This window comes from Pseudoalteromonas sp. Scap06 (assembly GCF_013394165.1).
Classification (GTDB): Bacteria; Pseudomonadota; Gammaproteobacteria; order Enterobacterales; family Alteromonadaceae; genus Pseudoalteromonas.
Genome location: NZ_CP041330.1, coordinates 773,350 through 786,930, shown reverse-complemented (window position 1 = coordinate 786,930; position 13,581 = coordinate 773,350). Strand labels below are relative to the sequence as shown.

10 protein-coding genes are annotated in these 13,581 nt (G+C 39.3%); 5 read left to right on the top strand and 5 right to left on the bottom strand.

The window, feature by feature from the left end; all coding sequences use genetic code 11:
- Positions 1-185: 185 nt before the first annotated feature.
- Complete coding sequence (locus FLM47_RS03600; protein ID WP_138605184.1) at positions 186-554, bottom strand: response regulator; 369 nt, start codon at positions 552-554, stop codon at positions 186-188.
- Positions 555-921: 367 nt separating this feature from the next.
- Here FLM47_RS03600 and FLM47_RS03595 point away from each other — a divergent pair, with 367 nt between their 5' ends.
- Both FLM47_RS03595 and rdgC read left to right on the top strand, forming a co-directional pair.
- Positions 922-2,688, top strand: a complete 1,767-nt coding sequence (locus FLM47_RS03595; protein WP_138605186.1) for a sensor histidine kinase — start codon at positions 922-924, stop codon at positions 2,686-2,688.
- A gap of 63 nt (positions 2,689-2,751) precedes the next feature.
- The gene (gene rdgC, locus FLM47_RS03590; RefSeq protein WP_109875483.1) at positions 2,752-3,663 is read left to right on the top strand and encodes a recombination-associated protein RdgC; all 912 of its coding nucleotides are present in this window, start codon (positions 2,752-2,754) and stop codon (positions 3,661-3,663) included.
- Between the two features lie 60 nt (positions 3,664-3,723).
- Here the strand turns inward: rdgC and FLM47_RS03585 are convergent, their stop codons facing one another.
- Positions 3,724-4,563 carry an HDOD domain-containing protein gene (locus FLM47_RS03585; protein ID WP_138605188.1) on the bottom strand — a complete coding sequence of 280 codons (840 nt, stop codon included), beginning with the start codon at positions 4,561-4,563 and terminating at the stop codon, positions 3,724-3,726.
- A 281-nt stretch (positions 4,564-4,844) separates the two neighbouring features.
- Between FLM47_RS03585 and FLM47_RS03580 the strand changes: the two genes are divergently transcribed.
- Positions 4,845-6,545, top strand: coding sequence for a Zn-dependent hydrolase (locus tag FLM47_RS03580; RefSeq protein WP_138605190.1), 1,701 nt, complete (start codon positions 4,845-4,847; stop codon positions 6,543-6,545).
- Between the two features lie 62 nt (positions 6,546-6,607).
- Here FLM47_RS03580 and FLM47_RS03575 read toward each other — a convergent pair whose 3' ends face one another.
- Together FLM47_RS03575 and FLM47_RS03570 are read right to left on the bottom strand one after the other, a co-directional pair.
- Positions 6,608-7,138: a hypothetical protein gene (locus FLM47_RS03575; protein ID WP_178955251.1), complete on the bottom strand. Its 531-nt coding sequence runs from the start codon at positions 7,136-7,138 to the stop codon at positions 6,608-6,610.
- Between the two features lie 30 nt (positions 7,139-7,168).
- Positions 7,169-7,567: an HIT domain-containing protein gene (locus FLM47_RS03570; RefSeq protein WP_010390912.1), complete on the bottom strand. Its 399-nt coding sequence runs from the start codon at positions 7,565-7,567 to the stop codon at positions 7,169-7,171.
- A 107-nt stretch (positions 7,568-7,674) separates the two neighbouring features.
- On the opposite strand from FLM47_RS03570, the gene FLM47_RS03565 reads away from it, so the two are divergent.
- Together FLM47_RS03565 and FLM47_RS03560 are read left to right on the top strand one after the other, a co-directional pair.
- Complete coding sequence (locus tag FLM47_RS03565; protein ID WP_178955249.1) at positions 7,675-9,900, top strand: S9 family peptidase; 2,226 nt, start codon at positions 7,675-7,677, stop codon at positions 9,898-9,900.
- 266 nt (positions 9,901-10,166) lie between these two features.
- Complete coding sequence (locus FLM47_RS03560) at positions 10,167-11,804, top strand: methyl-accepting chemotaxis protein (RefSeq protein ID WP_178955247.1); 1,638 nt, start codon at positions 10,167-10,169, stop codon at positions 11,802-11,804.
- A gap of 168 nt (positions 11,805-11,972) precedes the next feature.
- On the opposite strand, the gene FLM47_RS03555 is transcribed toward FLM47_RS03560, so the two are convergent.
- Positions 11,973-13,508 (bottom strand): leucyl aminopeptidase family protein, encoded by a 1,536-nt coding sequence (locus tag FLM47_RS03555; RefSeq protein ID WP_178955245.1) that lies wholly within the window; start codon positions 13,506-13,508, stop codon positions 11,973-11,975.
- Between the last annotated feature and the right edge of the window lie 73 nt (positions 13,509-13,581).

Genomic DNA, 13,581 nt, shown 5'->3' with positions numbered 1-13,581 from the left:
CTAAGTGAACACAGGCCTTTAAATTTGTTGCACCGACCTATGCCACTATCCAGTAAGAATGGTGGTTGTAATAATAATGGTCGTTACAAGACTAAATGTTTTCATAGCTTAAGACTGCCTTAACAAAGGCTATTCTGTCAACCCTAAATTAGAAGATAAAACAGTCTTTTTCATCATGAATTTTATTAATAAATGCCAAACTTATGCAAAACGTCGTTAAGTTGTGCTTTATTAATCGGTTTGTGAATAAAATCGATTGCGCCGAGTTGCGCTACGCGATCTCGCATTTTTTGTTGAATATCTGCAGAAATTACCAATACATAAGTTTCTATTTTATTTGCTTTGACCTGCTCAAGCACTGCAATCCCATCCACTTCAGGCATGGTTAAATCGAGGCATAAGAGATCAAAATGCTTATGGTGTAATAACGCCAAGGCTTCTTTACCATTGGTTGCCTGTTGAATATCAGCATCAATACACTCATTTAAACAGCGGATCACTTGTTTACGAGCAACAGTTGAGTCATCACAGACTAAAATAGAAAAACGCATCATAATGACAATTTAATTAAACTCATATAAAACACCTAAACCCACGCTAAAATTAATTTGCTTACTCAGGCAGCAAAAAGTCAAAAATATAACCAACATAAGTAGCGAGCAGGTTATTTACTGTATCTTTTACTAACGTTATCAATAAAGTGCATTAATGCACAATAAAAATTAGCAAAATAACTCTACCTAATTTGAAAACAAACTAGCGAAACACACTATGCTTGATTGTTAAGTTCATGAGGTAATCCTTATTTAAGATCGCAAAATAACAATATAATAAAATATATGTTTATTTTTAATGATTTATTAACTAATGTTTATAAGCGTACACTAATAGTTGAATAATTAAAGGAAATACAAGTCCCTCATGCCGCAAAAAAGTCTTTCAACAAAGTTACTCACACGAGTTTTATCGGTTTATTTTATACTGACTTTTGTGGTGACCTGCGGACAAATCTTCGCAGAGTATGTTAATACCAAAGATTACATACGCGATGAGCTCGGCACACTGCAAAAAACATTTGGTAGAAGTCTAACCCGAGCAATTTGGGAGTTAAATATAAAACAAACCACAACAACCGCAGAAGGATTACTTGATATACCTATGGTTGAAGGGGTTATTATTCGTGATGATAACGGCGCTATTATTTCTCAATTAGGCCGCGCGCTAAACATTCACAACCTATATAGTCAGCAACTTGTCCAAGAAGACGTGATTGTAGAAGACGCCAAAGCAGGTTTATTTGGTTATACATTTCCGCTTATTTTTGAATTTTCAGGTCGCGCCACCCAAGTAGGTGATGTGACTTTATTTTCTAGCCGCGACGTGATCTTTAGTCGCATCATGCTCTCTATTTACTTTTTAATTGGCAACGCCATGATTAAAACCACCTTTTTAATCATCTTGTTTTTAATCGCATTTAGAAAGCTGCTAACGGAGCCACTCACACAACTTACTGAACAAATTGAATACCTTGAATTAGAAGAGCTCGATGGCCAGCGCGTTAAAATTGTCACTGACGAAAATAACGAACTAAAAGTAATGGAGCGCTCTTTTAACAATTTGATCTCTAAAGTTGTTGAGTATAAAAAAGAGTTAAAGCAAACCCAGAATGACCTAATCGAAAGTAATCAAAAACTAGATCAACAAAATTTGCAGCTTGAACAAGATGTAGCGCGTAAAACATCAAACCTTAGCCAAGCAATGATCGACCTACAGCAACAAAAATATGAACTCGAACGCCAAAAAGCAGTATTAACTGAAGAAGTTGACCTACGAAAGCAAACTGAGCAAGAGCTGCTAAGTAAACAAACCCAACTACAAAACTCACTCGATGAACTAAGCTTTGCGCAAGAGCAGCTTGTTGGCTCAGAAAAAATGGCGGTATTAGGCGGTTTAGTGGCGGGTATTACTCATGAAATTAATACCCCTATTGGTATCGGCGTAACTGCGACTTCATTTTTACATGAGCGTTTAACTGAAATAGAAACTGCGTTTAAAAACAAATCGCTATCCTCTTCAGCACTGGAGAGCTTTATTAATGATGCTGCACAAAGTGCTCAGCTACTCTCTCACAATTTAGAGCGCGCATCTGACTTAATCACGAGCTTTAAACAAATCGCAGTTGATCAAGCCAGTGAGGCGCTAAGAACCATTAACTTTAAGGATTACATTAATGAGGTTATACGTTCTTTACACCCGCAAATTAAAAAAACATCCCATAGCATTCGCCTGCATTGCCCTGATGATTTAATTATTAATTTACCTGCGGGGGTGATCAGCCAAATATTTACTAACTTAATTATGAATTCATTACTGCATGGCTTTGAAAATATAAACAGTGGCCAAATTACCATAGATGTAAATACCGATGAAAACGACTTAGTCATTAATTACCAAGATAATGGTATCGGGTTGAAACCGGCACAACTTAAGCGTTTATTTGACCCATTCTTCACCACAAAGCGTGATGAAGGTGGCAGCGGCTTAGGTGCTCACATTATTTTTAACCTCGTAAAACAAACACTCAATGGCAAAATTGAAGTCAGCAGTGAACCCGACCAAGGGTTACATTACCGAATTTCGTTCCCTAAAAATATGTCATCCCCCCTGCCACTTTTTAAACTCGATTAGCCGTTTCTAGAAGCGGCTTTTATTGCTATGATTGCACAAATTTTTTAAATGGATCATTTCCCTATGTGGTTTAGTAACCTTATATGCTATCGCTTTAAACAAGACGTTTCGTACACTCAAGAAGACTTTGACAAGGCGTTAGAACAAGATCTATTTCGTCCATGTACTGGCCAAGAGTTGGCGACATTTGGCTGGACAAAAGCATTTGGTAAACATGGTGAAACTTTGTCTCACTTTTCACAAAAAAGCATTTTAGTGTGTGCCAAGCGTGAAGAGAAAGTGTTACCGGCATCTGTAATAAATGAGCTTGTTGCAGAGAAGGTTGATCAGATTGAAGCTGAAGAAAATCGACCAGTAAAGAAAAAAGAAAAAGATGAATTAAAAGAAAACATCTTGCACACGCTACTGCCACAAGCATTTAAAAAGTCGAGCCTACAGTTTGCGTTCATAGACCAGGAAAATGGTTGGGTTGTAGTTAATAGCGCAAGCTTTAATAAAGCTGAAGAGCTTCTGGCGTTACTACGTAAATCATTAGGTACGCTACCCGTTGTTCCTGCGTTTGCTAACTATGATTTAGATGTGTTTTTAACTGACTGGCTTACTAACTTTAGTACTCCAGAGGGCTTCGCTATAGGCTCTGATGCTGAGCTTGAAGAAGCGGATGACAGTGGAGCCCAAGTTAAGCTTAAAGGCCATGACTTAGCGTGTGACGAAGTAAAATCGCACCTTGAAAGTGGTAAACGCGTCACTAAGCTTGCCTTGGATTGGCAAGAACGCGTTAAGTTTATGCTACAAAACGATGGTTCAATTAAACGTTTAAGCTATAGCGAAACACTTAAAGAAGAAAATGCCGATATTCCTAAAGAAGATATGGCGGTTAAACTAGACGCTGACTTTATTCTTGCATCTGAGGAAATAAAACTGCTTCTTGAAGAGCTTACTCAAGGCTTAGGTGATGCAGACGATTTAGCGTAAAAGCTTTATTAAACAAATAAAAAAGCACGATACTAATCGTGCTTTTTATTGTTCAAAAATTTAGCTAAACATTTCTTTTACGTCTTCAACCATATGCAAGTATTCCTCACTCTCTAACATTTCTAATGAAGGAAAAATGCCTTTATCAATATAGGTTTGTAGCGCCGCAGATTTATCTGATACTTGTAGGGTTCCCTCAAGGATTGCACCAATGCGAATAAAGTCGATGTAACTCACTTCAGTAGAGCGATAGTTAACATCAGCCCAGTGCTGTGCAACTTCTGCAAACACGTCTGGGAATTCCCATGCTTTCATAATTGAGCCGCCAATTTTACCGCTTAAGCGTTGAATTGCGTGCGCTAAAAAACTCGGATTGGCAAACACTTCTGGGTGTCGCTCAGCCTCAGTTAAAATCGGTAACACCCCAATATTATAAACCAATGAAGCTAGTGTAATGGCATCACGGTTAAGCGAAGTGTGAGTATTTCTTTTTAAATAAAACTCCATCAATGAAATAGAATGCGAGGCCACATGCAGCGTTTTTTGCCACGCCTTGCCCATGTATCCCTTTATTAGCTCATTATTAGATACAAACAGCTGCTCCATTGCCATGGCTGTAGCTATATTTTTTATTTGCCTTAAGCCAATACGTGTCACTGCTTGATGTAAGTTAGACACCTTTACAGCACGACCCATAATGGCACTATTTGCTACTTTAATCATTCGCGCAGACAGTGCAGGGTCATGTGCTATTGCATCTGACATTTGCATCAAATTTACATCTGGATTGTCAGCGGCTTGACGAACCTTAATCGCTACCTCTGGTAACGTAGGTAACACCAGTGTGTCGTTGTTAATTCTGTCAACCAAAATTGTGAGTAAGGCATTTTCTGTAGACATAAAATATCCCTTTGCTTAATGACCTACACTTTACAGCAAGTCTTATATTATTAATTATTTCAAAGCTTAGCAGTACTAAACATATACCCAAAGTAGAAAAAATTGTAGATAATTATTGATTATTTACTAGTGCCTCACTGATTTATGCGCACTAACGCCTAATACTTGCTATTTGCTAGTGGGTTTTGCTTTAATGCAAACATGCTAAGGCACATTAACACGCTTCAGTACCTTAACTTACAGTATACAAGTTATAAAATAGACTTTTTAAAGGCAATATAATGATCTTAAATAAAATTAGCCAAGCAATACTGCTCTCTGGCATCGTTTTTCTTAGTGCCTGCTCTGAGCAAGCACCGTCTTCAAGTAATACGCCGCAAAGCTCAGCGCCAACGGCTTCTCAAACGCCTTCTGGGCCAGCGCTTATTAATATTGACCGTCAACGCTTAGACATATACACAGACTTTAGTTTACAAAGTGACTTATCACACTTGTCTGACAATCAAAAAGCTATGGTAGCTAAACTTATTGATGCTTCAAAAATTATGGATGATTTATTCTGGAAGCAAGCATTTGGTAAAGATAAAAAAGACTTTTTAGCACAACTAGATGATGAAAAAGTACGTCAGTTTGCTGATATTAACTATGGCCCATGGGATCGCTTAAACGGCGATGAAGTATTCTTATCAGGCTATAAAGAAAAACCGCTTGGTGCAGGCTTTTACCCAGCCGACATCACCAAAGAAGAGCTTACTAACGCTGATGTAAAAGATAAAACAGGTCTTTACTCACTGATTAAACGCGATGAGCTTGGTAATTTATACAGCACACCTTATTCAGAAGAGTATGCAGTAGAGCTTGCTCAAGCTGCAGAGTTACTTAGAGAAGCCAGCAAACTAGCCGACGATCAAGAATTCGCCAACTACTTAAACTTACGAGCTGACGCAATACAAAGCGATGACTTCCAAGCCTCTGACTTCGCTTGGATGGATATGAAAAATAATCCAATTGATGTGGTTATTGGCCCAATTGAAAACTACGAAGACCAATTATTTGGTTACCGCGCAGCTTATGAATCGTATGTTCTTATTAAAGATTTAAAGTGGAGCGAGCGACTAGCGAAATTTGCAGCGTTTTTACCTGAGCTGCAAAAAGGCTTACCTGTCGATAGCAAATACAAGCAAGAAGTACCGGGCTCAGATGCCGACTTAAATGCCTATGATGTTGTTTATTATGCTGGGCACTCAAATGCTGGCAGTAAAACCATTGCAATTAACTTGCCCAATGATGAGCAAGTGCAATTAGAAAAAGGCACACGTCGTTTACAGCTTAAAAACGCAATGCGTGCGAAGTTTGATAAAATTTTAGTGCCTATCTCAGAGCAGTTAATTGTGCCAGAGCAACGCAAACACATTACCTTTGATGCATTTTTTGCCAATACCATGTTCCATGAAGTGGCTCACGGTTTAGGGATTAAAAACACCTTAACGGGTAAAGGTACCGTTCGCCAATCACTTCAAGAACACGCTAGTGCTTTAGAAGAAGGTAAAGCCGATATTCTTGGTTTATACATGGTTGAACAGTTACTTAAAAAAGGTGAGATCACTGAAGGGACGTTAGAAGATTACTACACCACCTTTATGGCGGGTATTTTCCGCTCAGTGCGTTTCGGTGCCTCAAGTGCACATGGTAAAGCAAACATGATCCGCTTTAACTTTTTTGCTCAAGAAGGTGCTTTTTCTAAAAATGAAGACGGGCTTTATAGCATCAACATGGATAAAATGGGGGATGCTATGGCAAAGTTATCGCGCCTTATTTTAACTCTACAAGGTGACGGTGATTACGAAAAAGTAGATCAACTTATTGCCACTCATGGCGATATTAAAGCGGAACTTGCTAAAGATTTAGAAAAGTTAAGCAAAGCGAACATCCCTGTAGATGTGACCTTTAAACAAGGCAAAGATGTGCTTGGCCTTAATTAACAAAAGCTAATTAAATAAAAAAGCGTTACATTGTAACGCTTTTTTATTACTTATCAGAATGCTTATTTGTCATTCATCACTTTGCGTACAACCGGTTCAAGGCTTGCCATTCCCCACTGCTTACCGATTTCAATCGCATACTTTATATCTGTACCTTGCTGATGGGCTGAAATAGCCATTAACGCGCCAACACGGTTGCTACTTGCACAATGAACAACCACCGACTCACCTTTAAGTTGCTCTAAAAGATTGGCTAACTGCTTTGCATTATCAGTGTTTACGTCTTTTGCACCCGCAATCTCAATTAAGTGGTAGCTCATTCCTAAAGAGTTGACTAACGCGCCTTCATCCCAGTCTTGCTCATCTGCTGCACGTAAATTAATAACATGCTTTACCTTGGCTTGCGATAATTGCTTAAACTGCTCTTTAGTCGGTTGCGCTGCTGAAAAAATCAGGTTGTTATGTGCTGCAAAGTTTTTAATGCTAACGTTATTTACTACATCCGTAGCTACCGGCTGCTCGCTCGCTATTACTGTTGAAACAGCAATGGCTGCTATAAATACACTAGTGCAGAGTTGTTTTATTAATTTCATACTATCTCCTCAAAGTAACCCATTCTGATTTTAAAAATGCGTTTTTAATTGCTCTATCTGCTCATTAGTATAAGGGACACTTGGAAACTTGCCCCATACCGGCGCAGGCCATGCAATATCTGTTTTAAAACGCGCTATATGATGAATATGTAATTGCGGAACCATATTGCCAAGCGCGGCCACATTTAACTTATCAGGATTAAACACCTCAATTAATAAATGGCTGAGCTTAGCCGACTCTTGTAAATAAGTGATTTGTTGCTGCTCGGTTAAATCTATTATCTCTTTTAAACCCGCTATTCTAGGAACTAATATAAACCATGGGTATTGGCTGTCATTTAGTAGTAATACCTTACAAAGAGGCCAATCGGCCAGTTCAATACAATCTCTTGTCAGCTCTGGGGCTAAGGTAAATGATGTTTCGCGCATGTTAAATCCTTAGGTTATTTTACTTCACACTTTATAGCATTTAGTTGCAGTTGCACACGCTTGTGCTTTACCATCGGGGGTAATTTTATGTAAGTAAAGGCAATCCTGTGTTAAAAAAACTAAAACACCTCTCACTGGCAATCCCCCTGATGGCGGGCGCGTTAAGCGCTCAAGCAAAGCCGTTAACGCTTGAGCGCATATTTGATGATCCAAGCTTAGCTGGCAAATCTCCGGTACAACTTAAGTTTTCTCCCGATGGTAGCCGTGTTACCTACTTACAAGGTAAAGCAGATGACTATAACCGCTATGATTTATGGGAATATAATTTAAAAGATAACACCAATCGATTGCTCGTTGATTCAGCGCAATTATTTTCAGGCCCAGAAAACCTGTCAGATGAAGAAAAAGCACGCCGTGAACGCCAGCGTATTTTTGGTAAAGGTATTCTTGAATACAAATGGTCAAAAGATGGTAAAGCGTTATTATTTCCTCTTAATGGCGACCTTTATTACTTCGACTTAAAAACAAAAAATAGTAAAAAGCTGACTAACACTGAAGCATTTGAAACCGATGCGCGCTTTTCTCCAAAAGGGAATTTTGTGTCGTTTGTTCGTGAGCAAAACCTCTTCGCATTAGAACTGGCATCTGGTAAAGAAATTCAATTAAGTAAAGATGGCGGTGGCGTTATTAAAAACGGTATGGCCGAATTTGTGGCGCAAGAAGAAATGAGCCGCATGACCGGTTATTGGTGGGCAAATGATGAATCTAAAATCGCCTTTACTCGCGTTGATGAAAGCCCTGTTCAAGAAGCAATTCGTAACGAAATTTATGCTGATGAAGTAAAGCTATTTAATCAGCGTTACCCATTTACTGGCACTAACAATGTTGACATTCAACTTGGTGTTGTAAAACTTAATGACCAAGCAGTTGACTGGGTTGACTTAGGTGAAGATAAAGATATTTATATCGCTCGTGCTAAATGGTTAAACGATAGCAACACCCTGTCTTACCAGTGGCAAAATCGTTCTCAGCACAATTTAGAATTACGCTTTTACAACAGTAAAACGAAACAGCAAACCGTCGCATTAACTGAAAAAAGCGATACTTGGATAAACCTACATTTTGATCTTGAGTTTTTAAAAGATAAAAAACATTTTGTGTGGGCCTCGGAGCGAGATGGATTTAAGCACCTTTATTTGTATGCTAATAATGGCCAACTTATTCGTCAAATAACTACTGGTGACTGGGTTGTTGATAGCTTAAAAGGCGTAGATGAAAAAAATGGTATAGTTTACTTTGCAGCGCGTAAAGATACTGCGCTTGAAAGTCACTTATACAGTGCGCCTTTATTTAAAAAAGGGGCAATTAAGCGCATTACTGAAAAAGGCCAATACCACAATGTTGTACTGGCAAAAGATAACAAAACCTTCATTGACACTAGTTCATCGGTGAATAAGCCAAATTCAGCAGCACTGCGCAAAATCAATGGAGAGTTTATTACGTGGCTTGAAGAGAATAAACTAGACGACTCTCACCCACTAACTCCCTTTTTAACCGATTTAGCAAAGCCTGAGTACGGTACTATTACCGCTAAAGATGGCCAAGTTATGCATTACCGTTTATTTAAACCTACAAACATGGCTAAGGGTAAAAAGCACCCAGTTATTGTTAACGTGTATGGCGGCCCTCATGCTCAGCGAGTAACTAATAGCTGGCGTAGTAAAAACTTATACTTTCAATATATGGCGCAACAAGGTTATGTTATTTTTCAACTAGATAACCGCGGCTCTTACAATCGTGGTAAAAAGTTTGAAGATGCAATATATAAAAATTTAGGTGTTGTTGAAGTAGCTGATCAGATTAAAGGCGTTGAGTTTTTACGTACACTTGATTACGTAGACCCTGCACGCATTGGTATTTATGGTCACAGCTACGGTGGTTATATGGCGCTAATGACCATGTTTAAAGCAGGCGATTACTTTAGTGCCGGTGTTTCTGGCGCTCCTGTAACTGACTGGGCCTTATACGATACTCACTACACCGAGCGTTACTTGGGTCACCCTGATACAAATGCGCAAGGTTATACCGACAGTGCTGTTTTCCCATATGCTGAAGGCCTTAAAGGCCCATTAATGATTTACCATGGTATGGCCGATGACAACGTGTTGTTTACCCATGCAACAAAATTGTTTAAACAGCTGCAAGATAACAATCAACAGTTTGAAATGATGACTTACCCAGGCTCAAAACATAGTCTTCGCGGTAAACAAGTTCAAACTCATTTACATCAAACTATTACTAACTTCTTTAACCGTAATTTTAATACAAACTAACTAAGTTATTCGACTAAAGGCTGATACAAGTATCAGCCTTTTTTTATGCAAATAAGATATATTGAAACGTCAACAAACAATAATTAAATCCATTTAAGCATAGGGTAACTAAAAATCTAAGCCTGAGCGCGCAACTTGTATTGTATTTAAATTAACCGCTAACAACTAAATATAAAAATTCAATATTATGAAAATAAAGCTCTATTAGCCTATATTTTAACTATGCTTATTAAAGAGAAGTAATGCTCTTATACAGGAACATGTTTATGCTAAATCTCCGTCGTTTTACTATATTTCAACGTCTAGCCATTTTAGTAGGGATTGTAATATTTGGTTTAATTGTATTGAGTATTTCGAGCTTGAGTAACCAATACCAAGCGCTCAAAAACGAGCAATACCTTAAAACTAAAAATGTGGTAGAAACTGCATATAGTACTATTAAGCACTATGCAGCCCTTGAACAAAACCAAACTCTTACTCGCCAACAAGCACAGTCTCAAGCAATCGCATCAATACGCTCATTGCGTTACGATGATACTAACTATTTTTGGATCAACAATTATCAGCCAGCCATGGTAATGCACCCAATAAAGCCAGCTCTTGAGGGAAAAGATTTAACTAATAATAAAGACCCTGATGGCACCCCGTTATTTGTTGAGATGGTTAGCGTTGTAAAACAATCCGGCGAAGGTTATGTGCCTTATAAATGGCCAAAGCCCGGTAATGACAACCCCGTAGATAAAATTGCGTTTGTTAAAGGTTTTGATCAGTGGCAATGGATAATCGGCTCGGGAGTTTATCTTGATACCATAGACAGTGCCTTTTCGCAGCAGCGCACTATCATCATAATCAACGTTGTTATTATGATTATTGTGGTGGTGTTATTTAGCTACTTTATTGGCCGAAGCATTTTAACGCCGACTCGTTTAGCAGCGCAGATGATGAAAGATATCTCTCAAGGTGAGGGGGATTTAACTCGTACTCTCAACGAAAATGGTAATGATGAAATATCTCAACTTTCGAGATCATTTAATTTATTTGTCTCTAAAATTAGAGAGTCTTTAGTACTAGTCGCCAAAAGCGCAAACGATGTAAACGAGCATGCCCATGCTGTAGATGATTCTAGCAAAACCAGCCAGTCGTTTATTGAGCTTCAAAACGACAGTAGCACCCAAGTAGCCGCTGCAATGGAGGAAATGACTCATCAAATTCATGATGTTAGCCGTAATGCCGAAGCCGCTGAACAAGCCGCAAATGATACTGCCAGTAATGCATCAACGGGTAAAAATGTGGTATCTAAAACGATTATCGCCATTGAAACCCTCTCGAGTAATATAGAAACCGTAAGCAAAGTAACCGCTGATCTTGCTCAAGAGAGTAATAATATTGGCTCGGTGCTTGATGTAATAAGAAGTATTGCAGAGCAAACTAACCTGTTGGCACTCAATGCAGCCATTGAGGCTGCACGGGCAGGTGAGCATGGTAGAGGCTTTGCCGTCGTAGCCGATGAAGTAAGAACCTTAGCAAGTCGAACGGGTAAAAGCACTGATGAAATTCAAGCCATGATAGCTAAACTGCAAGAAGGCGCTAAAGCCGCAGTTGAGGCGGTAAAATCTAGCCAAGAAATTTCTATTTCTACGGTTGAACAAGCCTCTTCAGCAAATACATCACTGGATGAAATAGACAGGTTAGTAGCGGTGATCACCGATATGAACGGCCAAATTGCAAGAGCAACAGAGCAGCAAACATCGGCCGCAGATGAAGTAAACTTAAGAATTAACGATCTTTCGCAATCAACGGAGCAATCATTAGGTAATACGAAGGATTTAACCCTTGCCAGCGACAAACTCAAACAAAGCAGTGTTGAATTATCTAGCGTGGTATCGCGCTTTAAGCTGAGTTAACCTGAATTCCGGATAATAAATCTATCTCAAGCTAGAGAAAATTAAACATAAATATCATTTTGATTCAATGCGTTAGTAAACCTCTTAACCAAAGTTCAGGTTAATTAATACCTTTCACCAATTAAAAAGCCCTGATTTTCAGGGCTTTTTAGACTTATTTATAGATAATTATAAACAGTAGCGGGCAAATAAACTGCTTACTGATGCTGCCGTTGGTTTACCATGTTGCCAATCACCACCTTCAACACCACTACCGGCAATATCCATATGCACATAAGGAAGTGGTAAAGTAGACTCATTACCATGCTTATCTAACCCGCCTACCACAGCTAAAAATGCCATAGGAAATTGATGACCGCGCGCTGTGACGGCAGAAGCCGCATTATTACTAGAAAGTACGTCATCGGCTAAAGTGCGTGGTTTTATAAAGTCATAATCTTCACGACGTGAACGTGATACTTCTGCACCGTCAGCCCATAAATCACCACAATCAGCTAATTGACGTGAAATATTAGCACTACGTGCTGGCCCATTTTCTACATAAGCACCATATGGTCCCATCGCACGTGCAGCATGCCCTGTTAAAGTAGCCACAGTAAACAGCGTTGGATTTATTTCGTTTACAGCCAAATCTTTCATTTCACTAAGTAAATCACCCATCGCTAGACGCCCCTCGGCATCAGTGTTACCAATGCGCACTCGCACACCTTCACGGCTAGTAATGATTTCATCAGGAACAAAACAATCTGAACCAATTGAGTTACGTACCACTGCTAAAAAGGCAATCACTTTAACGCCTTTAGGCTGGTAATCAGCAACTGCTTTCATAAATCCAGCCACAGAAGCCGCACCACCTTTATCTCGACTCATACCTGCCATGTAGCCGCCTACTTTTAAATCTGCACCGCCTGTGTCATAAACTAAGCCTTTACCAACAAACATCAGTGTGCGCGTTACTTCACCCTCTGGTACATATTCAAGTTTAACAACGCGTGGATGATGACGCTCTACTGCATAAGATGCACGAGCAACAGTACTTAGCATCGGATAGTGTTTATCAATGGCAGCCAAGTCATCAATCACATCAACGCTCACTGCGCTATTATTAAATAGTTCGCTACAGTAATCAGCAAAGCGTGGTGGTGCCATACGTTCAGGCTCGGTACCACATAAATCACGTGCAGCATATTGTCCAGCTGCTAATGCATTGACTGCTTTAATCGTTTGTTCATTGGCATCAATTAAACCGATTTGAGTAATTGGCTCAATACCATGACCATGAAATTCACGTGCTTCAAGAGGCTGCCATAATGCTTGGCATGCGCCTAAATAGGCCACTTCCAGCGCGTGTTGGTAACGGCTGTTGGTATTTAAAGCAGGTAAGTAAATAGCGGGGTTAACACTGCCTGACGCTTTAGCCTCGTTAATGGCTAATTTAGCCGCATCAAAATAGCGACGTACATCATCATAATCTCTATTTAAAGGGCCTGTTGGGGCTAATACAACACGTTTACCGGCAATTACTAGCAAGGTAACTTGATTACCTATGCGAGAGTCTACTTGAGCTTGATTTAAAATTGCATCGCGCAGAGGCGTATTTGGTATGTGAGAAAAGTCATCGCTGATAATAATTAGTGCATCGTGTGATGCACAATCTAGGCTTGCACTAACTGGCTGAGCCAACACTGCTTTTGGATATGCCATAAAAAAGGATCCTGTTAGAAAACGTAGCCCCTATTATTATTTATTTAGCAATTTATAACCAGTAAACTGCGGT

Bases quoted from the DNA above. Each gene is read 5' to 3' on its own strand.
- rdgC (WP_109875483.1), top strand. From the start codon at position 2,752: ATGTGGTTTAGTAACCTTATATGCTATCGCTTTAAACAAGACGTTTCG.
- FLM47_RS03580 (WP_138605190.1), top strand. From the start codon at position 4,845: ATGATCTTAAATAAAATTAGCCAAGCAATACTGCTCTCTGGCATCGTT.
- FLM47_RS03570 (WP_010390912.1), bottom strand. From the start codon at position 7,567: ATGCGCGAAACATCATTTACCTTAGCCCCAGAGCTGACAAGAGATTGT.
- FLM47_RS03555 (WP_178955245.1), bottom strand. From the start codon at position 13,508: ATGGCATATCCAAAAGCAGTGTTGGCTCAGCCAGTTAGTGCAAGCCTA.
- FLM47_RS03560 (WP_178955247.1), top strand. From the start codon at position 10,167: ATGCTAAATCTCCGTCGTTTTACTATATTTCAACGTCTAGCCATTTTA.
- FLM47_RS03595 (WP_138605186.1), top strand. From the start codon at position 922: ATGCCGCAAAAAAGTCTTTCAACAAAGTTACTCACACGAGTTTTATCG.
- FLM47_RS03600 (WP_138605184.1), bottom strand. From the start codon at position 554: ATGATGCGTTTTTCTATTTTAGTCTGTGATGACTCAACTGTTGCTCGT.
- FLM47_RS03585 (WP_138605188.1), bottom strand. From the start codon at position 4,563: ATGTCTACAGAAAATGCCTTACTCACAATTTTGGTTGACAGAATTAAC.
- FLM47_RS03575 (WP_178955251.1), bottom strand. From the start codon at position 7,138: ATGAAATTAATAAAACAACTCTGCACTAGTGTATTTATAGCAGCCATT.